Raw genomic sequence first — 26,255 nt, forward strand, 5'->3', positions numbered from 1 at the left:
CATGAATACTCGCCGCACCGTTCTGGTAGCCGCACTGGCCGCCGCCGTCAGCCTCACCGCTTACGCCAAGGACCCGAAAGAACTCGTCATCGGCACCAGCGCCGGGCCTTACGCCGACCAGCTCAAGATCGGCATCAAGCCGATTCTGGAAAAGCAGGGCTACAAGGTCAAGATCATTGAGTTCAATGACTACATCCAGCCCAACTTCGCGCTGGCCGAAGGCTCGCTCGACGCCAACGTCTTCCAGCACATCATTTACCTGAACAAGTTCTCGGCCGACCACAAGCTGGCGCTGTCGGAGCTGATCAAGATTCCGACCGCCCCGATTGCGCTCTACAGCAAAAAGCACAAAACGCTGGCCAACATCAAGGAAGGCACCAGCATCGCCCTGCCGAACGACCCGACCAACCAGGCGCGCGCGCTGGTGCTGATGGATCAACAGGGCTGGATCAAGCTGAAAGAGAAAACCGATCCGCTGAAAGCTTCGGAGCGCGATGTCGCCGTCAACCTCAAGAAAATCAAGCTGCTGCCGCTGGAAGCGGCCCAGCTGCCACGCTCCCTGCAGGACGCCGACTATGCCTTCATCAACGGCAACTACGCGCAGGCCTCGGGCCTCAAGCTGAAGGACGCGCTGATTACCGAAAAAATCTCGCCGGCCTACGCCAACCTGGTGGCGGTGCGCACGGCGGACAAGGACAAGCAGTTCGCCAGGGACATCGCGGCGGCGTACCGCTCGCGCGAATTCCTCGCCATCACCAACAAGCACTTCGCGGACTACGCCAAGACCGACTACCAGCTCGCGCTGGAAAAGTAATGCCCAAGCCGATACGCTTCAACGCCTTCCACATGAACACGGTGAGCCACCAGTCGCCCGGACTGTGGACGCACCCGCGCGCCGAGGCGCACCGCTACACGGACCCGGACTACTGGACCGAACTGGCGCAGCTGCTGGAGCGCGGCCGCTTTGACGCCATCTTCCTGGCCGACGTGCTGGGCGCCTACGATGTCTATCAGGGCAGCGCCGACGCGGCCTTGCGCCACGCGGTGCAGGCGCCGCTGAACGATCCGCTGGCGCTGGTGCCGCTGATGGCGCAAGTCACCAGGCACCTCGGCTTCGGCGTCACCTGCGCGTTGACGTATGAGCACCCGTACACCTTTGCGCGCCGCATGTCGACGCTGGACCACCTGACGCGCGGGCGCATCGGCTGGAACATCGTCACCGGTTATCTGGACAGCGCCGCGCGCAATCTTGGCCTCGACCGGCAACTGAGTCACGACGAACGCTACGACCTGGCAGACGAATACATGGAAGTGGTGCACAAGCTGTGGGAGCAAAGCTGGGACGGGGACGCGGTGGTCAACGACAAGCAGCGCGGCGTCTACGCCGAGCCGTCGCGCATCCACCCGATCCGGCACAAAGGCAAATACTTCAAGGTGCCGGGCTTTCACCTGTGCGAACCCTCGCCGCAGCGGACGCCGGTGCTGTACCAGGCCGGCACCTCGCCGCGCGGCACCGCGTTCGCGGCCCGCCACGCCGAATGCACCTTCGTCAGCGGCCCAAGCATCAAGGTGGTGAAGAAGTATGCGGACGAACTGCGCGCCGCCGTGCGGGCCGCCGGACGCGATGGCGACGATCTGAAAATCTACGCACAGGCGCTGATCGTCACCGCGCCGACCGAAGCCGAAGCGCGCGCCAAACACGAGGACTACAAGCGCCATATCGACATCGAAGCCGCGCTGGCACTGCTGTCCGGCTGGACCGGCGTTGACTTCAGCAGGTTTTCGCTGGACGCCACCATCGAATACATCGACTCCGACGCCGGCCGTTCGGCGCTGGCCTCCTTCAGCGCGGCGGACCCGCACCGCACATGGACGGTGCGCGAGGCGGCCGAATTCATTGGCCTCGGCGGACGCGGACCGGTGCTGGTCGGCGATCCGCGGCAGGTGGCCGACCAGCTGGCGCAATGGCAGGACGATACCGGCATCGACGGCTTCAACCTCGCCTACGCGCTGTCGCACGAGAGCATGCGCGATGTGGTGGACCTGATCGTTCCCGAGTTACAGCGGCGCGGCCGCTACCGCATCGACTACAGCCACGGCACGCTGCGTGAAAAACTACACGCCGCGCCAGAAAGCGATATCATTCATGCATGATCAAAAAAGCAAACCCACCACCTGAAGCGGAACCCCGGCTGCGCCTGAGCGCAGATATCGACAGCGACGAATTTGCGCGGATCAGGGCGGCCGTTTTGGCGCTCTGCCGCGCGCGGGAAAGGCAGGCGCACCGGCGCAGCATGGGCGCCGTAATGAAACGCCTGCCAAAGCCCCACCGCAAAGGAATGCTGATCGTCGGCCTGATCGCGCTGTGCGGCACGCTGGTCGGGCTGCTGTTCACCATCAACGGCGGCTTGCTGTATCAGGGCTACCGGCTGGATTACATATTCATCGCCTACTTTGTCGTCCTGACTGCGCTGGCCTACTGGTTCAAGCGGCAGGAGTACCGCCTGAAACGGCGCCAGGTCGCGTTTCTGGGCTGGCTGGCGAGGCAAACCACCAGGCGCCTGCTGTCTTCCGCCGCCAAGTCCGTACCTTTCGGTGCGGAGTACCAGGTCTTCGACGACGAAATCGCCTACGCCAGGATTATCGACGGCGTATCGAATCGGCGCTGGAAGCGCAGGCTGTGCGGCGTGCGCATGGAGGGCGACGGCTTCACGCTGCTGTTTAAAAAAGATACGTCGCGCGATCCCTACGGCATATTGCTTAACCCGCCGTCGGCGGAATTCAGCCAGCAACTGGACCGGCTGGGCCTGCGCCGCATGTCACTTCATGACCAGCTTTTGTAGCACCTCGTAGACCACCAGCGCCAGGAACAGGAACGGCAAGGCCTGCACGACGATGCCGGGAATCTGCGGCACGCTGACCACTTGCGCCAGAACCGTGTAGGCGATGGAGCAGACAAAGGCCAGCGCCAGTATCCAGTTCTTGCGGCCGATGAAGACGCCGACGCACGTTACCGAACCAGCCAAGCTCAACATAGTCGCAATTTGCATTTTGTGCTTCAAAAGTAAACGATGCGCAAATTATACAAAATGGCATGCAGTGCTTGGAACCATTGTTATTTGTAGTATCCTTTATGGCATTTTTCCACGATTAGAAGGATTGCCATGCGCTTTCTTACGGTGTGCGCGCTTGCCGCGCTGCTCAGCGGCTGCGCCAATTTGCAGGCGGTGCGGGAGTTCGGACAGATTTCATCGCTCAGCGCCGGCTATACGCGGCTCAGCGACGACTATGCCCGCAGTCCGCTGGTGAACAAGACTTACACCATGGAGGCCGACGCCCAGCAGCGTGCCCGGCTCGACGCCGAGTACCAGCAACGCCTGCCGCAGGCGGCGCAGCTACAGGTGTACCACAAGACCGTGGCGGCCTACATGGCGACGGTGGCGGAACTGGCCGGCGACGACATCCCGACCGGCGCCGAGGAAGTCGATGGGCTGGTGGACGCTGCCGTCAAGGCCGACCACCTGAGCGAGGCCAATGCCGCGCCGGCGCGCGCCATCGGCAAGCTGCTGACCGACGCCGCGCTGAACGGCTACCGGCACCGCGAACTGAAAAAGGTCATCGCCGACGCCAACCAGCCTATCCAGGCGGTGCTGGCCAGCCTGGTGCAGTCGATGCAGGCCTTCGACGCGTCGCTCAAGATCGAGCGCGCCAACGCCAACCGCTACTACCGCGCGCTGCACGCGCAGGCGCGCGACAACAACCGCGAGCCGGTGGCCGCCGAACTGGCGTGGGCCGGCCTGAATGCCGCCAACGCGCAGTTCGACGAACGCGAGAAAGCCATCCCGCTCTACATCGCGTCGCTGCAACGGATCGCCGCCGCGCACCAGGCGCTGTACGACGGCCGCGAGCATATCGACAACCAGCAGCTGCTGGCCGACCTGAAACGCTACACCAAACAAATCCGCGCCGCCTACAACGCGGTGCGCGCACTCTAAGGAGCGCACATGAGCAACATCACGCTTTCTGCTGACGACGCGCTGAAACTGTCGGCGCAATTTCGCGGCGCCTCGACTGCGCTGGGCGACTATCTCTACGCTCCGGACAACTGGGCCAGGATACCCGAGCCGGACCGCGCCACGCTGCAATCGCTGGAAGTGACGCTGCTGAACGTGGCCAGCGACCTGGTGACGCGCGCGGTCGGCGTCATCATCGAGGACGCCGGGCAAAGCGTGGCCGATCTGCTCGAGGCCACCGGCCAGGCCAGGGATGCGATCAAGACCATCGACAACATCACCCGCGCCATCACCGTGGTGACGGCGATGATCGGATTGGCGGCGATCATCCCGACCGGCAGCGCCGGCGGCATTGCCGCCGCGCTGAAAAACCTGCAAAGCGCCGTCAAGGGCGAGCAGACCGCCAAGGCCAGGAAGGCCAAGGCCTAGTCGTTGCGCATCTGCGCCTGCGACACGCTGCTGGCCGGCGGCACGCTTTGCGTCAGCCACACATTGCCGCCGATGGTGGAGCCGGCGCCGATGGTGATGCGGCCAAGGATCGTCGCGCCGGCGTAGATCACCACGTCGTCCTCGACGATCGGGTGGCGCGGCACGCCCTTGATCAACACGCCCTGCTCGTCGGCCGGGAAGCGCTTGGCGCCGAGCGTCACGTGCTGGTACAGACGCACGCGCTGGCCGATGATGGCGGTTTCGCCGATCACCACGCCGGTGCCGTGGTCGATGAAGAAGCTGGCGCCGATCTGCGCCGCCGGGTGGATGTCGATACCCGTCAGCGAGTGGGCGATGTCCGAAATCAACCGCGCCAGGAACGGCGAGCCAAGCCGGTGCAGGCTGTGCGCCAGCCGGTAGTACAGGATGGCGATGGTGCCCGGATAGCACAGCATGATTTCCGCCACCGAGGTGGCCGCCGGGTCGCCGGAGAACGCGGCCTGCACGTCCGAGACGAGCAGCGCGCGCACCTCCGGCAGACTGGCCGCGAACTGGCGCGTGATTTCGTGCGCCTGCCCGGACAGCGCCTCCTCGTCCGGAATCGCCTCCTCGGCCGAGAATTGCAGGCCGCGCCGCACCTGCTCGGCCAGGCGGTTCAAGGTGGTGTTGAGCGTGTCGCCGACGAAGAAGTCGATGCTCTCGTCGGTCAGGTTGGGCCGCCCGTAGTGGGTGGGGAACAGTGCCGCCTGCAGGCCGTTGACGATGATGGTCAACGCCTCGCGCGACGGCAGTTCGCGCACGCGCCCATGGTGGCGGATGTTGTGGGTGGCTTCGCGCGATACGCGCAACTGCTCGATCACGCTGGCCAGGTTCCAGTGCGATGGCTTGACGGAGGTGCCGTCAAAGATGTCTCTTGTCATGATGTCTCGAAGTCGAAAAACTGGGGCGCAGTCGCCCACGGTGCAGCATAGCCACTTCCTCCTTGCAAGCAAACGAAGGTTTTCAGGCTTTCTTATACGGCAAGCGCATATCGCGTAAAATGCCGGGTCCAACGAACAATACGCTATTCATGAACATTTTGCTGACGCTGCTGCTGGCAGGCCTTTCCATGGTCGGACCGCTGGCCATCGATACCTACCTGCCATCCTTCCCCGCCATCACCCAGGCGTTCGACGCCAGCCCGCTGGTGGTGCAGCAGACGCTGTCGATGTTCCTGTTCTGCTTCGCGTTCATGATGCTGTTTTACGGCACGCTGTCGGATTCCTTCGGCCGCCGGCCGGTGATTCTGGTGTCGCTGGTGGCCTACATCGCCGCCTCGGTGGTGGCGGCCATGGCGCCGTCGATCGGCGTGCTGCTGGCCTGCCGCATCGTGCAGGGTCTGGCCGCGGGCGCCGGTTCGGTGGTGGGCCGCGCGATTGTGCTGGACCGCTTCGACGGCGTGCAGGCGCAGAAAATCCTGTCGCATATCATGATGGTGTTCGGCCTGGCGCCGGCCATCGCGCCGGTGCTGGGCGGCTGGCTGCAAGTGGGCTTCGGCTGGCGCTCGATCTTCTGGTTCCTGGCCGCCTTCGGTGTGCTGATGTTTGTGTCGGTGTATCGCGCGCTGCCGGAAAGCCTGCCGGTCAAGGACCGCCATCCTTTCCATCCGGGCGTGATCGCCAAAAACTACTGGAAGGTGCTGTGCCACCACCACTTCCTGCTGCTGGCGGTGGCCGTGGGCATGAGCTTTGCCGGTGTGGCGCTGTATATCGGTTCCGCCGCTTACTTTGTGATGAACATCCTGCATTTGCCGGAAACCGCGTTCGCGTGGATGTTCGTGCCGCTGATTAGCGGCATGGTGGTCGGCTCTGCGCTGTCCGGCAAGTTCGCGCACCGCTTCTCGCGCAATGCGCAGGTATGGATGGGCTTTGCCATCATGATCGGCGCGGGTGTGATCAACGTGGTGTATAACGCCATGTTTACGGCTGCGGTGCCGTGGGCGGTGATGCCGCTGTTTATTTACTCCTTCGGCCTGGCGCTGGCCATGACGCCGCTGTCGCTGATCGCGCTGGCTTACTTCCCGAACAATAGCGGGCTGGCGTCGTCGATGCAGTCGTTTATTCAGATGCTGCTGTTTGCGCTGGTGTCGGGGCTGGTGGCGCCGCTGCTGTTCGACAGCGCGCTGAAGCTGGCGTGGGGCGTGCTGGCCACGCTGATCGTTAGCCTGGTTGCGTGGATGCTTGCGCTGATCGGCAAGCCGGTAGTGCACGACTAACCGTCGTTCCCGCGAAGGCGGGAACCCATACTGAATTTGCTATTCGGGCGTGCTATGGATTCCCGCCTTCGCGGGAATGACGGCTGAATTTGCTATTCGGGGGTGCCATGGATTCCCGCCTTCGCGGGAATGACGGCTAAATTTGCTATTCAGGGGTGCCATGGATTCCCGCCTTCGCGGGAATGACGGGGTACGCGGCAATTACGGGGTACGCGCGAATGACGGGGTGCGCGCGAATGACGGCGAGTCCCAACTTACGGCCACGGCGCCGGATTAAGATCAACATACTGCGCCCCGCCCTGCTCCGGCTCCGGCTCATTCAACAGCCGTGCGCGGCCCGGCGCCTGCGCCGGATTGCGCAAGCCCAGTATCTCCTTGCGCGACTCGACAAAATCCGCGCTCGACAACGGATTGTCCTTGTCCGGCCAATTCTCCTCGGCCCAGGCCTGCAATTGCTCGAAACGCTGCCACAATTCGCTGATGAACTGGCGGCGTGCATCTTCGTTATCCATGTTTCCTCCTTCGGTTACCCGGCAGTGTGCCGGCGAGCGGCCATATGCGTCAGTACGCAAGTTAACGTAAAATAGACGCATGCGTCTTACCTCTTTACCGACTACTCGCTGCGCACGCTGCTCTACCTGGCGGCCAACCGTGATCGCCTGGTCACCATCCAGGATATCGCCGACCTGCACGTGATATCAAAAAACCATCTAATGAAGGTGGTGTACCAGCTCGGCCAGGCCGGCCTGGTAGAGACGGTGCGCGGGCGCAACGGTGGCTTGCGGCTGGGCAAGGAACCCAAGGACATCAACATCGGCGCGCTGGTGCGCTCGACCGAGACTGACTTCTTCATGGCGGAATGCTTCGACCGCGCCGTCGACACCTGCCCGCTGACCAACGACTGCAAGCTGAAGCACACGCTGAACGACGCCACCCGCGCCTTCCTGGCCGTGCTGGACCAGCAAACGCTGGCCGACATGCTGCCGGCCGATCCGGTCCACAACCAGACCAAGCCGGTGCGCATCATGCGCAGATCGGTCGGCTAGCGGCTGCTGGCGCGCTGTTGCGCCTCGCCCAGCGCGCGCAGAAAGTTTCCACCCCACAACTTGGCGATATCCTGCCCGGTGTAGCCGCGCCGCAGCAGTTCGGCGGTGACGTTTTGCGCCTCCCCTCGTTTTGCCAGCCGTCGACGCCGCCGCCGTGATTGAAGTCCGAGGCGATGCCGACGTGATCGATACCGATACGCTTGACTGCATACGCAATGGCATCGACAAATTGCGCCAGCGTCGCCGGACCAGCCTTCACGCCCTCCGGCGGCGTACGCAGATAGTTGCTGAACGCCACCACCTGCACCACTCCGCCATTCCGCCTGATCAAGTCCAGTTCCTCATCGCTGAGATTGCGCGGCGCGTCCACGATGGCTTTAAGACCGGAGTGGCTGGCGACCACCGGCGCCCGGCTCAGCGCCAGCACCTGTTTCAGCGCCGGCGTGGTCAGTTGCGAGACGTCGATCAGGATGCCCAGTTCGTTCAAGCGCGCCACGCCCTGCTTGCCCAGCGCCGACAGCCCGCCGTGTTCATCCGGCCTGTCGTTGAGGGTTTTGACGGGGCGGGATGAGTCCGACCATGCGTTGTTGCCCGCGTGAGTATAGCCGAGCACACGCACACCGCGCCGATACCAGGCATCGATCTGGCCCACGTCTTCACCGAGCGGATAGGCGTTCAACACGCTGATCAGCACGGCGAACTTGCCCTGCCCGGCGATGCGTTGCACGTCCGCCGGCGTGTAGGCCAGCGCCGCCTTGTCCGGGTTGGCCTCGGCGAAGGCCTTGACCAGTTGGTACTTTTTCTCGGCGTCCTCGCGCGCCCTGGCGTAGCCCTCTGCGGTGCGCGGCCCCTGCGGTATGATACCGCCAGCGACGCGCCCTTCAACTGGCCGCGTGCCGCTTTGGGCAGGTCGATCTGCGTGTTGCCGTCCGCCGCCGCGCCCGGATAATCGAACGGCAGATCGACATGGCTATCGAAGGCAACAATGCGCTGGTGAATTTGCCGCGCCTGTTCCGGCAGATCGGTATTCGCGGCGCCCGCATATGCCGCAAACAGCAGGCCGGCGATCAAGGCGCCCAGGAGTTTCTTGTTCATTGCATGCCTTAAATCAAGCCAATCAAACGGCCGGCGACAATCGCGGCCAGCCACGTCAGCAGCGTGAGCACGGCGATCGGGCGCGCGGGCGCCGCGCCATTCTTCGCCCGTTGCAGCAGCCAGGTCTGCGCCAAGATAATGACGATCAGCAGCACCAGCTTGGTTTTAAACACCGGGTTCGACCAGAATTTCAATACATCGGCGACGAATAGCCACAGGCCGCTGAGCAAGGCGATGCTCAACGCGGTGAGCAAGTAAGGGCGCAGATAGCGCGCGATATCGGCCGGCGGACTGGCCCGCAAGCCGATGCCGGCCAGCCGCAAATCGAGGATCAAGGAGGCGCCGAAGGCCAGCGCCAGACTAAGCAGGTGCAGGCTCATGACGCCGGCGAAAATCCAGGGGTCGGCTTCATTGAAAGCATGGGCGACCGAAGTGTGCGCCAGCCATTCGATGGCGGCCGGATGCGTAGGAACGGACATCGCAAGCTCCTCAAATGTAGAAAGCGATCAGGCGGCCGGCGACCAGCGTCGCTGCCCACAGCAGCAGCGAGGACGCCCCGGCGAACCTGGCTTGCCACGGCAGCGCCGGCGCGCTGCGCCATTGCGCGTGGCGTGAAAAGTTGTAGTGCCAGTAGCCGATATTCAGCGCCGCCAATACCAGCAACAAGGCCTTGGCCTGCAATACCGGGTTCTCCCATATCCTGCCGGCTTGCGGCAAAAACAGGCCGATACCGCTGGGGATGGCGAGCAAGGCGCCGAGTATGGTGAGCGGCAGCACTTGCTTTTGCAGCGTGTCGAGCCCGACCTCGGGAAATACCAGTCCAAGCAAGCGCAAGTCCACCACCGCGATGCTGCCCGCGAGCAGCAATACGCCAACGACATGTACCACATCCAGCGCATTGAACAAATTCAATGATTCCCCGATGCTCTGGCTGACCGGCAGCGCAGCCAGGCTGTCAAAAAACGCCAACAGGCATGGCCTTGCTCCTTAAAATTTGTAGTTCAGCGTGGCCGCGTATAGCGTGCCGAGATCGGCGCCGAGCGGGCCGCTGGTGTCGAAGGCGTACTGGTATTGGGCCTTGGAGGCATTGGTGCGCGAGATCTGCGGCACGCGGCGCGCGCGCTCGTTGAACAGGTTGAACGCAGCCAGTTTTGCCTCGAAGCCGTGGCCGAGATTCCATCCCAGCGTCAGGTCGGTCGTCCACAGCTTGCCGGCGTTCCATTCGCCGGTGGTCGGCAGGCCCAGGGCCGCGTTGTCGGCGTTGGTCCAGAAGCGGCGCACCTTGCCGATGCGGGTTTCACGCAGATTGGCCGAGAAGCCGCCGCTCTTGTAGGTCAGGTCGAGTATCTGCTTGTCGCGCGGCGCCAGGTACAGCGTGTTCTGCTGGGCCGTCTGCGACAGGGTCGAGATATTGGGCAGGCCTTGCAACCTGGCCGGCACGCCGGAGATCCGCGTGAAGGCACTGGTGTTGAGATTCGCCGCCAGATTCCACTTCAGCGTGCCGGCGCCAAGGCGGTGCTTGCCGTCGATGGTCAGGTCCAGGCCGCGACTGCGGACGTCGCCCACATCGGTGAAGTAATGCGCGGTCAGGCCGTTGCCTTGCTGCGGAATGGCCAGCCCGGCCGCGGTGAAGTAGCCTTGCAGAATCGCCAGCTGCGCCGGCGTCAGGACCGCGCCGGTGGCGTCGCGGAACAAGCCGTCGGCATTGGTACGGTCCAAGCCGACGTTGGCGGAGGTGCCCAGCGTGTGCTCCACCTCGGTCTGATAAAAGTCGACCGCGTAATTGATCTGCGAGCTGATCGCGCCCGTGATGCCCAAGGTATAGCCCTTGGCTTTTTCTGGCGCCAGCGGCACCGCGCCCAGCGCCAGGCCCGCCGCCGAGTCCGGCCGTACCAGCGAAGAGATCAGGCCGTTCGGACGGCCGGAGGTATTGCTATACGAAACGGTTTGCAGCGATGGCGCGTGGAAGCCGTTGCTCACGGTGCCGCGCAGCGCAAACGCCGGACTGAAGTCGTAGCGCGTCGACAGCTTGCCGATCAGGCCGCTGCTGCCGAAATCCGAATAGCGCTCGCCGCGTATGCCGCCGTCAAGGAACCAGGCCTCGGTTATATTGGCGCCCGCGCCGGCGTACGCCGAGTAGCTGTGGCGGCTGGTGTCGGCGGCATCGCGCGGCAGGTAGCCGGGCAGCGATTGTGCGCCGCCGCTGCCGCCGCCGCCGTCGCCGGGGATCACGCCGAGGTAGGCGTTCGGCTCGCCGGGCTTGAGCGCATTCTGCTCGCGCGAGTATTCCAGGCCGGCCGACAGGTTCAGCGGCTTTGCGGTCCAGCCAGTCTGCACGCTGCGCGTCAGATCGACGGTGGTGCTCCACAGCGAATACGCGTTCTGGCCGATGTAGAAATCGGTTTGGCCGGCCGACGCCGGCAGCGCGTAGTTGACCGAGTCCACCGTGTAGACATCGACCTTGTCCTTGCCATAGTTGGTGCTCAGGTCCCAGTTCCAGCCGCCAGCCACGCCGCGCAAGCCCGCCACCAGTTGCAGTTGCCGGTCTTTGGTCGACTCCTGCGGCGTGTAGCCGTCCGGATAAAAGCCGTACCAGCCGTTGTTGCGGGCCAGCGCATTGCTGTAGATGGAGAACGGGCTGCGGAAATTCTGCGCCGAATACGCGCGCCGGTCGGCATAGGTGCCGAAGCTGTAAACAGTCAGCTCATTGCCCAGCTCATACTCGCCATTGAAGCCGGCGCTGCCGGTTCGCACGTCCAGCTTTTGCCCGCTGTTTTTCCACGGCGCGTTGTCGCGCGTGGCTTCCCTGGGATGGGGCGTGGCGCCGGCCGGCAGCGCATTGTTGGCGCCGAGCGTGGTGGACAGCGTGCCGTCGGCCCGGATCGCCGGATAGAGCAGATAGCCGCGATTCAGCGGCGAGCTGCGCACTGCCGGCTGCTGCCGGTTCAGTTGAGCGAACAGGCTGACGAAGCCGCGCTCGCCCAGCGCCACGCCCTGGTCCACGGCGATGCTGGCGTTCTCGCCGCCGCCCTTGAAGGTGGAGCCGCCTTTCACGCTGAGGCTGCCGCCCTGCGCGCCGCGTTTCAGGATCACGTTGACCGTGCCGGCAATCGCCGACGAACCGTACAAGGCGGACGCGCCGTCGCGCAGCACCTCAACATGGTCGACCGCGCTGGTGGGAATCAGGCCCAGGTCCACCGCAGCCGAGCCGGAGAAGCCGTTCTCGCTGACGATGGCGGTGGTGTTGCGGCGCTTGCCGTTAATCAGCACCAAGGTGTAGGCAGGCGACAGGTTGCGCTGTTGTACGCCGAGCACAATGCTGCCCAGGTCCGGTTGCGGGGACTGTCCCGGCAGATTGAAAGACGGCACCAGCGCCACCAGCGCGCCGAGCAGATTGTCCGAGCCGGTGTTGCTCAGGTCTTCCTGCGTCAGCAGATCGACCGGCGAGGCGCTGTTTTCCACGGTGCGGCCACTGACGCGCGAGCCGGTGACAACCACCACGCTGCCATCGCCGCCCGCATCGGCCGCGTCTGCCGCATCGGCCGGCGCAAGCACTGTCATGGAAACCGCCAAGGCCAGTGCGGTAAGCGGAACGTTGTGGTGTTGGCTGTTAGGTGGGTTCATCTCGGCGCTTTCATTTTTTATTAACGAAAGCCCAATTTGCCATGTCGCACACACCACTGTCGAAGAATAAAACCTCACACCGTTATGCGGTCCCGCAGCGTAAGCTAATTACAATCCTGACGCGTCACGCGCCGGACGCCTTGGGCGCCTCGGCCGGCCTGGCGTCGCCGGGCCCGCCATCGCCTTCGGTGCCGCCATTGATCACGCGGCCATCGGGCAAGGTAACCACACGGCCATCGATCAGGCGCACGCCGGGCTTCTTGACCAGGTAGCCGTCCACCACCAGCGTGTCGCCAATTTTGATGTCGCCCTTCTTGAAGCCGCGCCGCGACAGCGCGCCAGGCCCCGCGCCCTCCACCGCCCAGTTGTGCGTGACGCCCTTGCTGTCGACCACATCGAGATGGAAGTAGCTGTGCGGATTGGTCCACTCGATCCTGGTCAACGTGCCTTGCAGCCGTATCGGTTTATTGGCGTCGAACAGCGCGGCGAACGAGTGGTGCGCGGAGGCCAGCGGCCCGATGGAACCAACCGCCAGCAGCAGCGCCGCGCGGACAAAAATCTTCTTCATGCTTATCTCCATGGCTAAAGGTCGTTGCAGCTTACCCGCAAACATGGCCGCGACCAAACGCGCACTTATGATATGGATATGCAATAAGCTTATTGGACGGTGGGCAAGCTTGCTGGCAAATTAGGCGCTCCATAAATCACCTACCCAAGAGAACCCATGCCTTATCGAATCAATCCGCTGCATATGGCGGTTGGCCTGGCTCTGTCTGCGGCAGCCTTGACGGTCCATGCGCAGTACCGCGATGAAGCCAGGCCCGATAGCATCACCAAGCAGTCAGAAAAAATTTTGCTCGGCAGCGAATACACCGGCAAGCCTGAAAGCACACCGCGCGACGCCAAGGGCAAACCGGTTCTCAACGGGTACTGGAAGCTACTGCACGAGGCCAACAAGCCGGATGGCAATCTGGCGAAAGACCTGCCGAACTTCCAGCTGCCGTACACGGCCGCCGGCAAGGCCACGCTGGCAGCCAATTTCAAAGTCATCGATCCGGAAGCGCGCTGCATCATCACCGGCCTGCCGCGCGCGCTGACCGGCGTGCTGCCGTTCGAGATACAACATAACGGCGTGCGCTTCGCCACCTTTCACCAGCTGGGCTGGCACCGTCTGGCCTGGCTGGACGGACGCAAGCCAGTGAACGATCCCGATCCGCGCTACAGCGGCAACGGCATCGGCCACTGGGAAGGCGATACGCTGGTAATCCGCTCGCACGCGTTCAAAGACAGCAACGACGGCCGGGTGTGGGCCGATGACAATGCCAATCCGATCAGCAGCGAGGCGGTATTGGTCGAGCGCTGGACGCGTCCCGATCGTCATCACCTGCATCTGGAACTGACGCTGACCGATCCGAAGTACTACAGCCAGCCGATTCGGTATGCCCGCCGTTTCGCGCTGGCGCCGGCCGGCGAAACGCTCAAGGAAGTCTCGTGCGAGTGGAATACCTACTGGATCACCACGCAGCTGGAGCCGGGGCCAGGCAAGATCGGCGCCGACGGCAACCGCTATTTCGGGCCGGACAAGCAGATCGTTCCCGACTGGCCGCTGGGCAATGTGGAGGACCAGGGCCGCGCTACCGGCTACTGGCTGTATCGCAAGAACAAGCCGAAGCCGTCGGACCTGCCACCCAAGCCGGAGGCCAAGTGAACAGCATGAATACGGAGACCAAGTGCATGACGTGGGCAAAGAGTGTCTTGTTATTGAGCATGCTGGCGGCGTTGAGCAGCGACGCGCTGGCGCAAAACCGCCCGGCTCCCGCCCGCCCGGCCGCGAACGACAACGGCGACGCGGAGACGGAAATGTTCAAGCCGCTTAACTACAAGGGGCCGCCGGTGGCGACGCCGCGTCTATCGGACGGCAAACCGGACTTGAGCGGCTTCTGGCAGGGCGTGCGCGATAAAAGCGTCCCCGGCGGCAATCACGGCAAGGACCAGCCTGGCTTTATCCTGCCGTTGAGCGAAAAAGGCAAGCGCGCGATGATCTATTCGCAGAACCACGCGCCGGACCCGGAAGCCGTCTGCATCAATGGCGGCATCCCGCGCCACAACAGCAGCGGCCTGCCGTTCGAGATCCTGCACACGGCCGACCGCTTCGCCACGCTCTACCATTACACCACGCACCGTTCGGCGAGCGTCGGGCCGAAGCGCGAACTGCCGCCGCGAGAGCAAATCGGCAAAACCTATTTCGGCACCAATGTGGCGTACTGGGATGGCGATACGCTGGTGGTTGAAACCAGCGGGCTGCGCGATTCCTCGTTCGAGAAAATCTGGCTCGATGAAAACGGCAACCCGACCAGCGACCAGACCAAGGTGATCGAGCGCTGGTCGCGGCCGGACTACCACCACCTGCGGCTGGAAGAAACCGTGATCGATCCGAAGTATTACCGCGAGCCGTTCAAATTCACGCGCACATGGAATTATGGCGGCGACGGCCGCGGCGTGGGGAATACTCCTGCAACGAAAACAATGTCGAGCACGAGCATATCGGACCGGGCGCCGGCGTGATCGGCCCCGACGGCAACCGCGGCTTCGGCTATAACGCGCCCCTGCCCAAAGCCCCGCCGGGCCCGGAGGCCTACGATTTATGACGATGCGAGAACTTACGACACGACGCGCGGCGGCGCTGGTAGCGCTCGCGCTGCTGGCGGCATGCCAGCCAACACCGGAAGCGCCGCCATATGCGGCGCAGGTCACACTGCAGGACGCCATGAACCATATCATCGATCCAGAGGCGGATGTGATCTGGCATGCCACCGGCACCATCGCCACCAAGGAAGGCGTGATCGAGAATTATCCGAGAACCGATGAGGACTGGGAAGCGCAACGCCGCGCCGCCTTGCGCCTGCTGGAAGCGAGCAATATGTTGCTGATACCGGACCGCAAAGTCACCGATACGCCGTTCGCATCGGCCGGTCCCGGCGTCTACAGCTCGGCCGAAGTGCAGCGCCAGATCGACAGCAATCGCGCCACTTTCAACGCGCTGGCCCTGAACCTGCGCGACGCGTCGCAACAGCTGCTCAAGGCCAGCGACAGGCGCGATGTGGAATCGCTGATGAAACTGGGCGATCACCTCGATCACGCGTGCGAGGGCTGCCACAAGACGTTCTGGTATCCGGCCGAGAAATTCCCGCCGCTGCCGGCGCGGCCGCCTTCGCCGTAACCGCTACGCCGCGTCCTGCCGCAGCTGCGGCGGCGACGCCATCAGGTCCGAAAAACGCTGGCCCTGGATCATGACGTGCTCGCGCAGCAGCCGGGCGGCCAGTTCGCCGTCGCCGGCCAGGATGGCTTGCACCACGCCCTCGTGCTCGTTGTAGGAATTGGCCAGGCGATTGCGCACCCGCAGTTGCAGGCGGCGGTATGGACGCAGGCGGCGGTACAGCGCGCGCGTCTGCTCGATCAGGAACTGGTTGTGGCTGCCGGCGTAGATCGCCTCGTGGAAAATCTCGTTCTGGTAGTAGTAGGTATCCGGCTCCTGCGCCTCCATCGCCGCCTGGCACGCCTGGTGCGCCGCCAGCAGCGCTTGCTGTTCTTCCGGCGTCATGCGGCGCGCGGCCAGCCGGCCGCAGGTCGACTCCAGTTCCGACATCACCTCGAACATCTCCACCAGCTGTTGCGGCCCCAGCTCGGCGACGATGGCGCCGCGCCGTGGCCGGATCACCACCAGCCCCATCGACGATAGCTGGATCAGCGCTTCGCGTATCGGCGTGCGCGATACGCCAAAGCGCGTGGCCAGTTCGGTCTCGTCCAGATGCTGCCCCGGCTTGAACTGGCCGACAGCGATCATCTCTTCAATTTGCTCTCGGAGCGTGGCGGAATGGGTCGTCATGTTGGTCATTATATCGCTTGACAACGTATGCGCAAACGCTATTCTTGTATACACAAAAAAGATTATTGCATGCCAGATGCGAATAATGATAATGTTTCCGTACATCAACCCTTGGAGGACGTATGAGTGCCATCACCCGCCGGTCCGTACTAGCAGCCATCGCCGCTAGCCCGTTGTTGTTGCAGCAAACTGCTTGGGCCCAGACCTCGCTCAAGATTTCCCATCAATTCCCCGGCGGTACGATTGCCGAAGGCGACTTCCGCGACCGCCTGACGCGCATGTTCGCGGCCGAGGTGGAAAAGCGCTCGAAAGGCGCGCTGAAGTTCGCGGTCTATCCCGGCTCCTCGCTGATGAAGACCAACGCCCAGTTCGCGGCCATGCGCAAGGGCGCGCTGGACCTGTCGCTGGTGCCGCTGTCGTATGCCGGCGGAGAAGTGCCGGAAGTGAACATCGGCCTGATGCCGGGCCTGGTGACCTCGTATGAACAGGCCTACGGCTGGAAGAACGCCGAAGTGGGCAAGGAACTGGCGCGCATCCTCTACGACAAGGGCATCGTCATGGTCAGCTGGATCTGGCAGGCCGGCGGCATGGCCTCGCGCACCAAGCCGGTGCTCGACCCGGACGACGCCAAGGGCATGAAGATCCGCGGCGGCTCGCGCGAGATGGACATGATGCTGAAGGCCGCCGGCGCCGCCGTGGTGACGCTGCCGTCCAACGAAATCTACGCGGCGATGCAGACCGGCGCCATGGAAGCGGCGCTGACCTCCTCCACTTCGCTGATCTCGTTCCGCCTCGAAGAGGTGTCGAAGGCGCTGGTGACCGGCCGCACCGGCTCCTACTGGTTCATGCTGGAACCGCTGATGATGTCGCGCGCCATCTTCGACAAGCTGCCGAAGGACCAGCAGCAGCTGATCCTGAACGTCGGCGCCGAACTGGAAGCGTTCGCGCTGAAATCGTCGAAGGAAGACGACCAGCAAGTGGCGGTGGTGTACCAGAAAGCCGGCGCCAAGGTGGCCGACATGAGCGCCGCCTCGCTGAAAAAATGGCAGACCATCGCCCGCGCCACCGCATGGAAGGACTACGGCGACAAGAACGCCAGCTGCGCCAACCTGCTTAAACTGGCGGAGAAAACCCTGTGAGCCACGGCGTGGAACTGACGCCGCCGCGCGGCCCGGCGCCACCGGACAACGCCGTCATCGCGGCGTTGACGGCGGCGCTGGACAAGCTCAATCGCGGCCTGATGATGCTGTCGATGATCGCGCTGGTGCTGACGGCGCTGGTGCTGACCTACTCGGTGGTGTCGCGCTACTTCTTCCAGGCGCCGACCGACTGGCAGGATGAGGCCTCGGTGTTCATGCTGGTGGGCGTGACCTTCTTCACCACCGCCTTCGTCCAGTACCATCGCGGCCATATCGGCATCGAAGCGATTGCCGGCCTGCTGCCGCGCCGCGTCAATGCGGTACGGCTGTTCGTGGTGGACCTGGCGTCGACGCTGTTCTGCGCTTTCTTCACCTGGAAATCGTGGCTGCTGTTCCACGAGGCCTGGGTCGATGGCCAGACCACCTCCTCCACCTTCGCGCCACCGCTGTGGATACCCTACTCGATGATGGCCGCCGGCATGACGCTGCTGACGCTGCAACTGCTGCTGCAAACGCTGGCCCGCCTCACCAACAAACCGGAGCATGCGGCATGAGTGAACTGACTTTGGGCGCGCTGTATGGCGCCGTCACGCTGGTGGTGATGTTCTCGGGCATGCCGATCGCCTTCGCGCTGGGCATCGTCGCCACCGGCTTTATGTACTTCTTCATGCCGGCATCGTCGCTGGACACGATCACGCAGAACGTGTACGAGGAGATGGCGTCGATCACGCTGCTGTCGATTCCGCTGTTCATCCTGAAGGGGGCGGCCATCGGCAAGTCGCCGGCGGGGCGCGACCTGTACTCGGCGATCCACACGTGGATGCACAAGATCCCCGGCGGCCTGGGCATCGCCAACGTGTTTGCCTGCGCGCTGTTCGCGGCGATGGCCGGTTCGTCGCCGGCCACCTGCTCGGCCATCGGCTCGGCCGGCATTCCGGAAATGCGCAAGCGCGGCTACTCGCCGGGCTTCGCCGCCGGCATCATCGCCGCCGGCGGCACGCTGGGCATCCTGCTGCCGCCGTCGATCACCATGATCCTGTACGCGGTGGCCGCCGAGCAGTCGCTGGGACGCCTGTTCCTGGCCGGGATCGGCCCCGGCATCCTGCTGGTGGTGCTGTTCGCCGGCTACGCCGTCTACCGCGCCCGCAAGGAATACCACATGGCGCTGGACATCTACCAGAAAGGCGGAGAGAAATCGGCCTACCTGGAGGACGAACACTTCACGCTGAAGGAAAAAGTGGAGATGCTGCCGCGCGTGCTGCCGTTCATCGTGCTGCTGATCGGCGTGATGGTGGCGCTGTATGGCGGCTTCGCCACGCCGTCGGAAACGGCGGGCCTGGGTGCGCTGCTGGCACTGGCGCTGCTGGCCTGCATCTACGGCGTGTGGAAGCCGAAGGACCTGTCGCCCATCCTCGGTTCGTCGATCAAGGAATCGACCATGCTGTTGCTCATCATCGGCATGTCACTACTGTATTCGTATGTGATGAGCTACCTGCACATCAGCCAGTCCGCCGCCGCGTGGGTGGTCAGCCTGCACCTGTCCAAATGGGTGCTGCTGGCGGTGATACTATTGATGGTGGTGGTGTTCGGCTTCTTCCTGCCGCCGGTGTCCATCATCCTGATGACGGCGCCGATCATCCTGCCGCCGCTGCGGGAAGCCGGCTTTGACCTGATCTGGTTCGGCATCGTCATGACGGTGGTGATGGAGATGGGGCTGATCCACCCGCCGGTGGGACTGAATATTTTCGTCATCAAGAACATTGCGCCGGACATTCCGCTGAAGGATGTGATCTGGGGCGTGTTCCCCTTCCTGTTGCTGATGGTGGTGGCGGTGCTGCTGCTCTGCTTCTTCCCGTCGATTGCAACCGGCCTGCCTGACATGATTATGGGAGCCAAATAAAATGTCCTGGAACACCTTGCAGCAAAATCGCGATGCGCGATTGCAGCGCGCCCGAACGGCACTGGGCAATCAGCTGGACGGCAAAAGCCTGCCGGCCGCGCGCATCGCCGATCTGCTGCATGCGGTCGTCGAATGCGGCGACCGCGTCTGCCTCGAAGGCAATAACCAGAAGCAGGCCGACTTCCTCGGCCATGCGCTGGCCAACCTGGACCCGGCGCGCGTCAACCGGCTGCACATGTTGCAGTCGGTGCTGGCGCTGCCGGAGCATCTGGACGTCTTCGAGCGGGGCGTCGCCGCGCGGCTGGATTTTTCGTTCTCCGGCCCGCAGGCGGCGCGGGTGGCGCGGCTGGCGTCGGCCGGCAAGCTGAATATCGGCGCCATCCACACCTACCTTGAGCTGTTCAGCCGCTACTTCATCGACCTGCCGCCGCGCGTGTGCCTGATCGCGGCGGAGGCGGCCGACCGTCACGGCAACCTTTACACCGGGCCGAATACCGAGGACACGCCGGCCATCGTCGAGGCGACCGCTTTCAAACAGGGCATCGTCATCGTGCAGGTGAATAAACTGGTGGACAAAGTGCCGCGCGTCGACGTGCCGGGGGATTGGGTCGACTTCGTGGTGCAGTCGCCGCGCCCCTACTACATCGAGCCGCTGTTCACGCGCGACCCGGCGCAGATTTCGGAGATCCAGGTGCTGATGGCGATGATGGCCATCAAGGGCATCTACGCCGAATACGAGGTGCAGCGGCTGAACCACGGCATCGGCTTCGACACCGCCGCCATCGAGCTGCTGCTGCCGACGTATGCGGAGTCGCTCGGCCTGCGCGGCAAGATCGGCAAGCATTGGGCGCTGAATCCGCACCCGGCGCTTATCCCTGCGATTGAAGCCGGCTTTGTCACTTCCATCCATTCCTTCGGTTCGGAACTGGGCATGGAGGAATACATCCACGCGCGGCCGGACGTGTTTGCGATCGGCCCGGACGGCAGCATGCGCAGCAACCGCGCCATGTGCCAGGCCGCCGGCCATTATGCCTGCGATATGTTCATCGGCTCGACCTTGCAGATCGACTTGCAGGGCAACTCGTCCACCGCGACGGCCGGCCGCATCTCCGGCTTTGGCGGCGCCTCCAATATGGGCGCCGATGCGCGCGGCCGGCGGCACGCCAGCCCGGCGTGGCTGAAAGCCGGCGAGCAGGCGCGCGCGGGCCGCAATACCATCCCGCGCGGGCAGAAGCTGGTGGTGCAGATGGTCGAGACTTTCCGCGAGCATATGCAGCCGGCCTTTGTCGAGAAGCTGGATGCGTGGGAGCTGATGGAACAGGCCAAGATGGCGATTCCGCCGGTGATGATTTACGGCGACGATGTGACCCACATCCTGACCGAGGAAGGCATCGCCAACCTGCTGCTGTGCCGCACCGACGAGGAACGCGAACAGGCGATACGCGGCGTGGCGGGCTATACGCCGGTCGGGCTGGGACGAGACAAGCGCGCGGTGGAGAACCTGCGCGACCGTGGCGTGATTACCCGTGCCGAGGATCTCGGCATCGACAAGCGCCTGGCCACGCGCGATCTGCTGGCCGCACGTAATATGAAGGACCTGGTGCGCGCATCGGGCGGCTTGTACAATCCGCCCAAGCGTTTCCGCAACTGGTAACCCGTCGTTCCCGCGCAGGCGCGAACCCATGCTGACTATGGATTCCCGCCTGCGCGGGAACGACGACAAGGAGTCCAAAAAATGGAAACACTAAATTACCGCTTTGAACAAGGCACCCACCGCCTGACCGCGCCGCCCGAAGTGGTCGGCGTAGTCGGCTCAGGCAACCTGGAAGTGCTGATCGAGCCGGCCGAATTAAACGGCGCCTGCACCATCGAAATCAACACTGCCGCAGTCGGCTTCGGGCCGATCTGGCAAGCCGTGATGGGCGACTTCCACGCGCGCTGGCAACTGGCCGACACGCGCATTTCGATCAATGACATGGGCGCGACGCCCGCCGTGGTCAGCCTGCGGCTCGACCAGGCCGTGGAAACCATGCTGGGAGAATCCAAATGAGCCGCGCCATCAGCTATCAGGAAGCCACCGCGCGCGAGCGCTTGCAGCACCTGTTCAATCCCGGCAGCTTCGAAGAATTCCTGCCGCCGTCCGAGCGCATCACCAGTCCGCACCTGCCGCAGTTGAACGCGCCGGTGTCGTTCGACGACGGCGTGGTGATCGGCCGCGCGCTGCTGGGCGGCGTGCCGGTCTACGTGGCGGCGCAGGAAGGCGCCTTCATGGGCGGCGCGGTCGGCGAGGTACATGGCGCCAAGCTGGTTGGCCTGCTGCGCAAGGCGGTGGCCGACCGGGTTGCCGCTGTGGTGCTGCTGGTGGAATCGGGTGGCGTGCGCCTGCACGAGGCCAACGCGGGCCTGATCGCGGTGTCGGAAGTGATGCGCGCCCTGCTCGATGCGCGCGATGCCGGCGTGCCGGTGATTGCGCTGGTTGGCGGCGCCAATGGCGCGTTCGGCGGCATGGGCATTGTGACGCGCTGCGCCAATGTGGTCATCATGTCGGAGGAAGGACGGCTGGCGATGTCCGGTCCCGAGGTGATCGAGACGGCTAACGGCGTGGAGGAATTCGATTCGCGCGACCGCGCGCTGGTGTGGCGTACGTCGGGCGGCAAGCATCGCTATCTGCTGGGCGATTGCCAGCGCATCGTGGCCGACGATGTAGCGGCCTTCCGCCTGGCTGCGCAGGAGGCGGTGGCGTCGTTCGCCGGCCAGCCGGCAGGCCTGACGCTGGAAGCGCTGGAAGCCGAGCAGCGGATGCTGGAGTCGCGCCTGCTAAATTTCGGCACGTTGCGCGACCCGGTGGATATCTGGAATGCGATGCAAATTCCGGATGCGGCCAATATCCCCATGCTGGACGTGGACAGTTTTATCGCGGCGGCTTCGCGGCGCAAGGGAGTCTGAGATGGATTGGAAAAAACTGGCGGAGACGCTGTTCCCCGAAGGTCACACGATCGTTGAGCAGAGTGAGTTCCTGTGCGGCGGCGCGCAGGTGGATGGGCAGGCGATCGCGGTGATCGGCACTACCGGGCATACGCCGATCGGCGTGGAGATTGCGTTGGCGCAGGCGCAGGCTATTCTGCGCACGGTGCGCGAGTTTCCTGGCATGCCGATTCTGATGCTGATCGATACGCAGGGGCAGCGTTTGCGGCATCGCGATGAGATGTTGGGCATCAATAGCTACATGGCGCACTTGGGCAAATGCGTGGATCTGGCGCGGCGCAAGGGGCACAAGATTATCGGCGTGGTGTATGACCAGGCGCTGTCGGGTGGCTTCATCACCAGTGGCTTGATGGCGGATGCGTGCCATGCGCTGCCTGATGCGACCATACGCGTGATGGGATTGCCGGCGATGGCGCGCATTACCAAGGTGCCGGAGGAGCAACTGACCGCGCTGGCACAAAGTAATCCGGTGTTTGCGCCGGGACCGGAGAATTATCTGCGCATGGGTGGATTGGAATCGATTTGGGATGGCGATCTGGCTGCGCATTTGCGTGCGGCCTTGGCGCAGCCTGTAACGGGCGATCAGCGCAGCGCGCTGGGCTTGCAGCGTGGCGGGCGTCGCTGGGCGCAGCCGGTGATTGATGCGGTGATCTCTGGCGGTCATGTCCAACGCGCTTGAACGGCATACGCTGGTGTGGCTGACCGCCGCCGGCTGGGACGCAGCCATCGCCGACGCCCAGCCCGAGCACGTGGCGGGCCTGGCGCAGTGGCGCCATCACGACTGGCCAACCATCGTGCGCCGCACCGATCCCCGCCCCGCCAGCAATGGCGGCAGCGTGGCGAGCGCTGACGGCGCTGTGGCGGAAAATGGCGACACCGCGGCGGGCGCTAACGGCACTGTGGCGGGTGATGGCGGCGCGGGGCGGGACGATGTCTGCCTTGGAGTGCCCTTGCCGCCAGACGCCGACGGCGTCAAGGTGCGCATTCCGCTGCGGGCGTCTGCCGGCCATATCGCCCGCACATCGGCGCCGCTCGATCTGCGGGCGGCGCTGCCGGCCGCCGGCCCATGGCGCGAGGGACTGGCAAAACTCGCCGGCGCCGCGCCTTCGCTGCGCGTGTTCGGCTCCCTCGCCATGCAGTCGTTGACCGGCTTGCACTATGTATCGCCAGCCTCGGACATTGATCTGCTGTTTCACCCTGCCAGCGCTGGCCAGCTTGATGAAGTCATCGCACTGCTGGCGCACCACGCCGCGGAGCTGCCGCTGGACGGCGAGATCGTCTTCCCCGGCGGCGCAGCCGTTTCCTGGAAAGAGTGGCTGATGGCGACCAGGCATCCCGCCAAGGTAATGGTCAAGGAACTCGGGGCCGTGCGCCTGGCCGCTACCGCATCGCTGCTGGCGACACTGGAGGCATCATGACCGGCGCCATGGTCCGACGCGCGCCCGGTATCGCTCCCTGCGACGACATGGCTTCCGCATTGGCCGCGCGCCTGGCGCGTGCTGACGGCCGCGCGGCGAGGCTGGCCTTTGCCAGCGAGGTAGCGCGGCTGGCGGTGCGCAGCCTGCACGCGGAATTGTGCTTGTACCCGAAACCCGGCCTGGTATCGCCAGTGGACAGCGGCAGCCATGACGACATGGACGCATCGACCTTCATGCGCAGCATGTTCGCGCTGCGCCACTACTTCAAAAAATCTCTCTCGCGGGATGGAGCGATGCACCGTTCGGGCAACTGAAAAAACTCGGCATCGCGGCGGAAACGGCGATGTTGAAGGCCACGCAAGGCATCAACACGCATCGCGGCGCTATCTTCAGCCTGGGCATGCTGTGCGCCGCCGCCGGCCGCGCGCGCGCGCAAGGCACGCCGCTCAATCCGGCCGCGCTGCGCGCCGTCATGCTGATCCGCTGGGGCGAAGAGCTGGCCCGCCACGCCGCCCCAGAGGCGCCAGCGCCAGCGCCAGTGCCACCACCGCCGCAGCGCGCGGCGCAAAGTCGCCAGCATGCCGGCGCCCGCCCCCATGATGCGCCACTGAGCAACGGCCTGCTGGTGGCAGCCCGCTATGCGGTCAGCGGCGCGCGCGAGGAAGGCGCGCTCGGACTGCCATCGGTATTTGAACTCGGCCTACCTGCCCTGCTGGCAGCCGACGCCCGTGGCGCCGGCGCCACCGAGCAGCGCATCGACACGCTCTACACCCTCATGGCCCACATCAGCGACAGCAACGTCTACCATCGCGCCGGACCGCAAGGCGCACGGATCGTCCGCGAGCACGCGCAACGCTTCATCGCCAACGGCGGCACCGCCAACGCCAACTGGCGCGCCGACGCCCTGCACAGCCACCGAATCTTCATCCAACACCGCCTGTCGCCGGGCGGCGCGGCCGACCTGCTGGCCGCCTGCTGCCTGGTGCAGGCGCTGGCCGCACTGGATCAGCCATGAGCCGCGCGCGCCTGCTGCTGCTGTGCCCCGGCCAGGGCGACCAGCATCCCGACATGTTCGATCTGGCCCGCACCAGCCCCGCCGCCAGCGCGCTGGCGGACCAGCTGCTGGCCGGCCAGCCGAGCGACGACATCTACGCCAACCGCGTCGCCCAGCCGCTGATCGTCGCCGCCACGCTGACGATGTGGGAGGCCATCCGCGACAGCGCGCCGGCGCCGGCGCTGGTGGCCGGCTACAGCATCGGCGAACTGGCGGCCTACGGCGTGGCCGGCGCCATCACGCCGGACCGGGCGGTGGCGCTGGCGGCCCAGCGCGCGCAACTGATGGACGACTGCGCCCGCGCAGCGCCCGGCCAGGCGCTGCTCGCCATCACCGGCCTGACGCTTTCCAGCGCCAGCCAGCTCGCCGCACAGCACGGCTACCACCTCAGCATAGAAACCGGAGAAGACACGTGCATCGCCGGCGGCCCCGCCGCGCAGGCGGACCGGTTGCAGCAGGCGATTGAGGCAGCCGGCGCACGCAGCCGGCGCCTGCCGGTGGCGGTCGCCTCGCACACGCCGTACATGCAAGACGCCGTCGCGCCGTTCGCGCAAGCGCTGCGCAACGCCACATTCGAGCCGCAGCAGGCGCCAGTGCTGGCGGGCATAGACGCGGCCGCGGTGCGCGACCACGGCCGCGCCACCGACACGCTCGCGCGCCAGCTGGCGGAAAAAATTCGCTGGCTGGCCTGCATGGACGCGATAGCCGAAGCCGGCATCACGGTCGCTCTCGAACTCGGCCCCGGCAGCGCGCTGTCGCGCATGCTGCAACACCGCCACCCGCACATCAGCACCCGCTCGGTGGCGGACTTCCGCACGCTGGGCGGCATCCACAAATGGCTGGAGCGCGCCGCCGACGAAGGCTAGCGCGTATTCTGCGTCGCCCAGGCGATGATATTCTGCGCGTCCATCGCACCGGGCTGGCGCGCCACTTCACGCCCGCCCTTGAACAAGGCCAGCGTCGGAATGCTGCGGATCGCGTAGCGCGCCGCCAGGTCCTGCGCCTGTTCGGTATCGACCTTCACCACGCGGAACTGCGGTTCCAGCCGCTGCGTCGCCTGCGCGTAAAACGGCGCCATCGTGCGGCAAGGGCCGCACCACGGCGCCCAGAAGTCCACCAGCACCGGAATGTCGCTGCGCTCGATATGCTTGAGGAAGCGCGCGCTGCTCAGGTCCACCGGCGCGCCGGTGAACAGTTCCTTCTGACATTTGCCGCACACCGGCTGCGCCGCCAGCCGGGCGGACGGGACGCGGTTCACCGCGTCGCAATGCGGGCAAACAATATGCAGCGACTCCGGCTGCGCGTTGGTCGTATTGGTCATCATTCATCTCCTGCAACAAGCTGAGCATGATAATCCAAGGACGAAAAAAATGCCGCGCCACGCGAACTGGCATCGCGCGGGCGGCACAATC

The 26,255-nt window shown here is 64.6% G+C and carries 28 protein-coding genes and 3 pseudogenes; 21 read left to right on the plus strand and 10 right to left on the minus strand.

The genetic code is table 11. The features are described 5' to 3' along the window. Position 1: 1 nt before the first annotated feature. From ACRQ5J_RS18160 to ACRQ5J_RS18170, 3 genes are read left to right on the plus strand one after another with little or no spacing between them, the layout of a single operon-like run. A complete protein-coding gene (locus ACRQ5J_RS18160) occupies positions 2 to 814 on the plus strand; it encodes a MetQ/NlpA family ABC transporter substrate-binding protein (RefSeq protein WP_432378626.1) in 813 nt (270 codons plus the stop codon). Further along, on the plus strand, positions 814 to 2,154 hold the full coding sequence (locus ACRQ5J_RS18165; protein WP_432378628.1) for an LLM class flavin-dependent oxidoreductase: 1,341 nt from the start codon (positions 814 to 816) through the stop codon (positions 2,152 to 2,154). The genes ACRQ5J_RS18160 and ACRQ5J_RS18165 overlap by 1 nt, the downstream gene beginning before the upstream one ends. Then, positions 2,151 to 2,843, plus strand: a complete 693-nt coding sequence (locus tag ACRQ5J_RS18170; RefSeq protein WP_432378630.1) for a hypothetical protein — start codon at positions 2,151 to 2,153, stop codon at positions 2,841 to 2,843. Before ACRQ5J_RS18165 ends, ACRQ5J_RS18170 begins: the two co-directional genes overlap by 4 nt. On the opposite strand, the gene ACRQ5J_RS18175 is transcribed toward ACRQ5J_RS18170, so the two are convergent. Beyond that, positions 2,820 to 3,050, minus strand: a complete 231-nt coding sequence (locus ACRQ5J_RS18175; protein ID WP_432378632.1) for a hypothetical protein — start codon at positions 3,048 to 3,050, stop codon at positions 2,820 to 2,822. The two genes, ACRQ5J_RS18170 and ACRQ5J_RS18175, sit on opposite strands and share 24 nt — an antisense overlap. Positions 3,051 to 3,164: 114 nt before the next feature. Here ACRQ5J_RS18175 and ACRQ5J_RS18180 point away from each other — a divergent pair, with 114 nt between their 5' ends. Both ACRQ5J_RS18180 and ACRQ5J_RS18185 read left to right on the plus strand, forming a co-directional pair. After that, positions 3,165 to 3,995 carry a hypothetical protein gene (locus ACRQ5J_RS18180; RefSeq protein WP_432378634.1) on the plus strand — a complete coding sequence of 277 codons (831 nt, stop codon included), beginning with the start codon at positions 3,165 to 3,167 and terminating at the stop codon, positions 3,993 to 3,995. Between the two features lie 9 nt (positions 3,996 to 4,004). Continuing rightward, a complete protein-coding gene (locus ACRQ5J_RS18185) occupies positions 4,005 to 4,442 on the plus strand; it encodes a hypothetical protein (RefSeq protein ID WP_432378636.1) in 438 nt (145 codons plus the stop codon). Here the strand turns inward: ACRQ5J_RS18185 and epsC are convergent. Continuing rightward, the gene (gene epsC, locus ACRQ5J_RS18190; protein WP_432378638.1) at positions 4,439 to 5,362 is read right to left on the minus strand and encodes a serine O-acetyltransferase EpsC; all 924 of its coding nucleotides are present in this window, start codon (positions 5,360 to 5,362) and stop codon (positions 4,439 to 4,441) included. The two genes, ACRQ5J_RS18185 and epsC, sit on opposite strands and share 4 nt — an antisense overlap. Positions 5,363 to 5,511: 149 nt before the next feature. Here epsC and ACRQ5J_RS18195 point away from each other — a divergent pair, with 149 nt between their 5' ends. After that, entirely contained in the window at positions 5,512 to 6,696 is a 1,185-nt protein-coding gene (locus ACRQ5J_RS18195) for a multidrug effflux MFS transporter (protein ID WP_432378639.1), read from the plus strand. 254 nt (positions 6,697 to 6,950) lie between these two features. Here the strand turns inward: ACRQ5J_RS18195 and ACRQ5J_RS18200 are convergent, their stop codons facing one another. Beyond that, positions 6,951 to 7,208: a hypothetical protein gene (locus tag ACRQ5J_RS18200; RefSeq protein ID WP_432378641.1), complete on the minus strand. Its 258-nt coding sequence runs from the start codon at positions 7,206 to 7,208 to the stop codon at positions 6,951 to 6,953. A 79-nt stretch (positions 7,209 to 7,287) separates the two neighbouring features. On the opposite strand from ACRQ5J_RS18200, the pseudogene ACRQ5J_RS18205 reads away from it, so the two are divergent. Continuing rightward, positions 7,288 to 7,742: pseudogene (locus ACRQ5J_RS18205) on the plus strand (RrF2 family transcriptional regulator). Here the strand turns inward: ACRQ5J_RS18205 and ACRQ5J_RS18210 are convergent. Next, positions 7,739 to 8,604: pseudogene (locus ACRQ5J_RS18210) on the minus strand (dipeptidase). The pseudogenes ACRQ5J_RS18205 and ACRQ5J_RS18210 sit on opposite strands and share 4 nt — an antisense overlap. Positions 8,605 to 8,708: 104 nt before the next feature. Here ACRQ5J_RS18210 and ACRQ5J_RS18215 point away from each other — a divergent pair. Further along, the gene (locus ACRQ5J_RS18215; protein WP_432378643.1) at positions 8,709 to 8,849 is read left to right on the plus strand and encodes a hypothetical protein; all 141 of its coding nucleotides are present in this window, start codon (positions 8,709 to 8,711) and stop codon (positions 8,847 to 8,849) included. On the opposite strand, the gene ACRQ5J_RS18220 is transcribed toward ACRQ5J_RS18215, so the two are convergent. The 4 genes from ACRQ5J_RS18220 to ACRQ5J_RS18235 all read right to left on the minus strand — a co-directional run bounded on the left by ACRQ5J_RS18220 (position 8,846) and on the right by ACRQ5J_RS18235 (position 13,029). After that, positions 8,846 to 9,316 (minus strand): DUF6644 family protein, encoded by a 471-nt coding sequence (locus ACRQ5J_RS18220; protein ID WP_432378645.1) that lies wholly within the window; start codon positions 9,314 to 9,316, stop codon positions 8,846 to 8,848. The two genes, ACRQ5J_RS18215 and ACRQ5J_RS18220, sit on opposite strands and share 4 nt — an antisense overlap. 10 nt (positions 9,317 to 9,326) lie before the next feature. Then, positions 9,327 to 9,806: a DUF6644 family protein gene (locus ACRQ5J_RS18225; protein ID WP_432378647.1), complete on the minus strand. Its 480-nt coding sequence runs from the start codon at positions 9,804 to 9,806 to the stop codon at positions 9,327 to 9,329. Between the two features lie 18 nt (positions 9,807 to 9,824). Continuing rightward, entirely contained in the window at positions 9,825 to 12,398 is a 2,574-nt protein-coding gene (locus tag ACRQ5J_RS18230; protein WP_432378649.1) for a TonB-dependent receptor plug domain-containing protein, read from the minus strand. A gap of 187 nt (positions 12,399 to 12,585) precedes the next feature. Beyond that, positions 12,586 to 13,029, minus strand: coding sequence for a DUF6152 family protein (locus ACRQ5J_RS18235; protein ID WP_432378651.1), 444 nt, complete (start codon positions 13,027 to 13,029; stop codon positions 12,586 to 12,588). A gap of 156 nt (positions 13,030 to 13,185) precedes the next feature. On the opposite strand from ACRQ5J_RS18235, the gene ACRQ5J_RS18240 reads away from it, so the two are divergent. From ACRQ5J_RS18240 to ACRQ5J_RS18250, 3 genes are all read left to right on the plus strand, one after another. After that, the gene (locus ACRQ5J_RS18240; RefSeq protein WP_432378653.1) at positions 13,186 to 14,169 is read left to right on the plus strand and encodes a hypothetical protein; all 984 of its coding nucleotides are present in this window, start codon (positions 13,186 to 13,188) and stop codon (positions 14,167 to 14,169) included. Further along, positions 14,166 to 15,026 (plus strand): hypothetical protein, encoded by an 861-nt coding sequence (locus ACRQ5J_RS18245; RefSeq protein WP_432378655.1) that lies wholly within the window; start codon positions 14,166 to 14,168, stop codon positions 15,024 to 15,026. Before ACRQ5J_RS18240 ends, ACRQ5J_RS18245 begins: the two co-directional genes overlap by 4 nt. A gap of 79 nt (positions 15,027 to 15,105) precedes the next feature. Next, positions 15,106 to 15,681 carry a cytochrome c gene (locus ACRQ5J_RS18250; protein ID WP_432378657.1) on the plus strand — a complete coding sequence of 192 codons (576 nt, stop codon included), beginning with the start codon at positions 15,106 to 15,108 and terminating at the stop codon, positions 15,679 to 15,681. 3 nt (positions 15,682 to 15,684) lie between these two features. Here ACRQ5J_RS18250 and ACRQ5J_RS18255 read toward each other — a convergent pair whose 3' ends face one another. Continuing rightward, on the minus strand, positions 15,685 to 16,356 hold the full coding sequence (locus ACRQ5J_RS18255; RefSeq protein WP_432378659.1) for a GntR family transcriptional regulator: 672 nt from the start codon (positions 16,354 to 16,356) through the stop codon (positions 15,685 to 15,687). A gap of 113 nt (positions 16,357 to 16,469) precedes the next feature. Between ACRQ5J_RS18255 and dctP the strand changes: the two genes are divergently transcribed. The 10 genes and pseudogenes from dctP to ACRQ5J_RS18305 all read left to right on the plus strand — a co-directional run bounded on the left by dctP (position 16,470) and on the right by ACRQ5J_RS18305 (position 25,709). Further along, positions 16,470 to 17,486, plus strand: coding sequence for a TRAP transporter substrate-binding protein DctP (dctP, locus tag ACRQ5J_RS18260; RefSeq protein ID WP_432378660.1), 1,017 nt, complete (start codon positions 16,470 to 16,472; stop codon positions 17,484 to 17,486). Continuing rightward, a complete protein-coding gene (locus tag ACRQ5J_RS18265) occupies positions 17,483 to 18,040 on the plus strand; it encodes a TRAP transporter small permease (protein ID WP_432378662.1) in 558 nt (185 codons plus the stop codon). The genes dctP and ACRQ5J_RS18265 overlap by 4 nt, the downstream gene beginning before the upstream one ends. Next, positions 18,037 to 19,386 (plus strand): TRAP transporter large permease, encoded by a 1,350-nt coding sequence (locus tag ACRQ5J_RS18270; protein WP_432378664.1) that lies wholly within the window; start codon positions 18,037 to 18,039, stop codon positions 19,384 to 19,386. Before ACRQ5J_RS18265 ends, ACRQ5J_RS18270 begins: the two co-directional genes overlap by 4 nt. Before the next feature lies 1 nt (position 19,387). After that, a complete protein-coding gene (gene mdcA, locus ACRQ5J_RS18275) occupies positions 19,388 to 21,040 on the plus strand; it encodes a malonate decarboxylase subunit alpha (protein WP_432378666.1) in 1,653 nt (550 codons plus the stop codon). A gap of 81 nt (positions 21,041 to 21,121) precedes the next feature. After that, the gene (mdcC, locus tag ACRQ5J_RS18280) at positions 21,122 to 21,436 is read left to right on the plus strand and encodes a malonate decarboxylase acyl carrier protein (RefSeq protein WP_432378667.1); all 315 of its coding nucleotides are present in this window, start codon (positions 21,122 to 21,124) and stop codon (positions 21,434 to 21,436) included. Further along, a complete protein-coding gene (locus tag ACRQ5J_RS18285; RefSeq protein ID WP_432378669.1) occupies positions 21,433 to 22,332 on the plus strand; it encodes a biotin-independent malonate decarboxylase subunit beta in 900 nt (299 codons plus the stop codon). Before mdcC ends, ACRQ5J_RS18285 begins: the two co-directional genes overlap by 4 nt. A 1-nt stretch (position 22,333) precedes the next feature. Beyond that, complete coding sequence (locus tag ACRQ5J_RS18290; RefSeq protein WP_432378671.1) at positions 22,334 to 23,050, plus strand: biotin-independent malonate decarboxylase subunit gamma; 717 nt, start codon at positions 22,334 to 22,336, stop codon at positions 23,048 to 23,050. Then, the gene (mdcG, locus tag ACRQ5J_RS18295; RefSeq protein WP_432378673.1) at positions 23,034 to 23,789 is read left to right on the plus strand and encodes a malonate decarboxylase holo-[acyl-carrier-protein] synthase; all 756 of its coding nucleotides are present in this window, start codon (positions 23,034 to 23,036) and stop codon (positions 23,787 to 23,789) included. Before ACRQ5J_RS18290 ends, mdcG begins: the two co-directional genes overlap by 17 nt. A gap of 47 nt (positions 23,790 to 23,836) precedes the next feature. After that, positions 23,837 to 24,804: pseudogene (locus tag ACRQ5J_RS18300) on the plus strand (triphosphoribosyl-dephospho-CoA synthase). Further along, a complete protein-coding gene (locus ACRQ5J_RS18305) occupies positions 24,801 to 25,709 on the plus strand; it encodes an ACP S-malonyltransferase (protein ID WP_432378675.1) in 909 nt (302 codons plus the stop codon). Before ACRQ5J_RS18300 ends, ACRQ5J_RS18305 begins: the two are co-directional and overlap by 4 nt. Here the strand turns inward: ACRQ5J_RS18305 and trxC are convergent. After that, complete coding sequence (trxC, locus tag ACRQ5J_RS18310; RefSeq protein ID WP_432378677.1) at positions 25,706 to 26,164, minus strand: thioredoxin TrxC; 459 nt, start codon at positions 26,162 to 26,164, stop codon at positions 25,706 to 25,708. The genes ACRQ5J_RS18305 and trxC overlap by 4 nt on opposite strands. Positions 26,165 to 26,255: the final 91 nt, after the last annotated feature.

Origin of the sequence: Duganella sp. P38, assembly GCF_050859475.1 — a bacterium.
GTDB lineage: Bacteria > Pseudomonadota > Gammaproteobacteria > Burkholderiales > Burkholderiaceae_D > Rugamonas.

Excerpts from the sequence above, each read along its gene's own strand:
- ACRQ5J_RS18180 (WP_432378634.1), top strand. The coding sequence starts at position 3,165 with ATGCGCTTTCTTACGGTGTGCGCGCTTGCCGCGCTGCTCAGCGGCTGC.
- ACRQ5J_RS18230 (WP_432378649.1), bottom strand. The coding sequence starts at position 12,398 with ATGACAGTGCTTGCGCCGGCCGATGCGGCAGACGCGGCCGATGCGGGC.
- ACRQ5J_RS18255 (WP_432378659.1), bottom strand. The coding sequence starts at position 16,356 with ATGACCAACATGACGACCCATTCCGCCACGCTCCGAGAGCAAATTGAA.
- ACRQ5J_RS18175 (WP_432378632.1), bottom strand. The coding sequence starts at position 3,050 with ATGCAAATTGCGACTATGTTGAGCTTGGCTGGTTCGGTAACGTGCGTC.
- ACRQ5J_RS18285 (WP_432378669.1), top strand. The coding sequence starts at position 21,433 with ATGAGCCGCGCCATCAGCTATCAGGAAGCCACCGCGCGCGAGCGCTTG.
- ACRQ5J_RS18270 (WP_432378664.1), top strand. The coding sequence starts at position 18,037 with ATGAGTGAACTGACTTTGGGCGCGCTGTATGGCGCCGTCACGCTGGTG.
- ACRQ5J_RS18240 (WP_432378653.1), top strand. The coding sequence starts at position 13,186 with ATGCCTTATCGAATCAATCCGCTGCATATGGCGGTTGGCCTGGCTCTG.
- ACRQ5J_RS18165 (WP_432378628.1), top strand. The coding sequence starts at position 814 with ATGCCCAAGCCGATACGCTTCAACGCCTTCCACATGAACACGGTGAGC.
- ACRQ5J_RS18160 (WP_432378626.1), top strand. The coding sequence starts at position 2 with ATGAATACTCGCCGCACCGTTCTGGTAGCCGCACTGGCCGCCGCCGTC.
- ACRQ5J_RS18305 (WP_432378675.1), top strand. The coding sequence starts at position 24,801 with ATGAGCCGCGCGCGCCTGCTGCTGCTGTGCCCCGGCCAGGGCGACCAG.
- ACRQ5J_RS18220 (WP_432378645.1), bottom strand. The coding sequence starts at position 9,316 with ATGTCCGTTCCTACGCATCCGGCCGCCATCGAATGGCTGGCGCACACT.
- mdcG (WP_432378673.1), top strand. The coding sequence starts at position 23,034 with ATGTCCAACGCGCTTGAACGGCATACGCTGGTGTGGCTGACCGCCGCC.
- ACRQ5J_RS18185 (WP_432378636.1), top strand. The coding sequence starts at position 4,005 with ATGAGCAACATCACGCTTTCTGCTGACGACGCGCTGAAACTGTCGGCG.
- ACRQ5J_RS18290 (WP_432378671.1), top strand. The coding sequence starts at position 22,334 with ATGGATTGGAAAAAACTGGCGGAGACGCTGTTCCCCGAAGGTCACACG.
- ACRQ5J_RS18170 (WP_432378630.1), top strand. The coding sequence starts at position 2,151 with ATGATCAAAAAAGCAAACCCACCACCTGAAGCGGAACCCCGGCTGCGC.
- ACRQ5J_RS18215 (WP_432378643.1), top strand. The coding sequence starts at position 8,709 with ATGGCTATCGAAGGCAACAATGCGCTGGTGAATTTGCCGCGCCTGTTC.
- epsC (WP_432378638.1), bottom strand. The coding sequence starts at position 5,362 with ATGACAAGAGACATCTTTGACGGCACCTCCGTCAAGCCATCGCACTGG.
- ACRQ5J_RS18200 (WP_432378641.1), bottom strand. The coding sequence starts at position 7,208 with ATGGATAACGAAGATGCACGCCGCCAGTTCATCAGCGAATTGTGGCAG.
- ACRQ5J_RS18195 (WP_432378639.1), top strand. The coding sequence starts at position 5,512 with ATGAACATTTTGCTGACGCTGCTGCTGGCAGGCCTTTCCATGGTCGGA.
- mdcC (WP_432378667.1), top strand. The coding sequence starts at position 21,122 with ATGGAAACACTAAATTACCGCTTTGAACAAGGCACCCACCGCCTGACC.
- dctP (WP_432378660.1), top strand. The coding sequence starts at position 16,470 with ATGAGTGCCATCACCCGCCGGTCCGTACTAGCAGCCATCGCCGCTAGC.
- trxC (WP_432378677.1), bottom strand. The coding sequence starts at position 26,164 with ATGACCAATACGACCAACGCGCAGCCGGAGTCGCTGCATATTGTTTGC.
- ACRQ5J_RS18235 (WP_432378651.1), bottom strand. The coding sequence starts at position 13,029 with ATGAAGAAGATTTTTGTCCGCGCGGCGCTGCTGCTGGCGGTTGGTTCC.
- ACRQ5J_RS18250 (WP_432378657.1), top strand. The coding sequence starts at position 15,106 with ATGACGATGCGAGAACTTACGACACGACGCGCGGCGGCGCTGGTAGCG.
- mdcA (WP_432378666.1), top strand. The coding sequence starts at position 19,388 with ATGTCCTGGAACACCTTGCAGCAAAATCGCGATGCGCGATTGCAGCGC.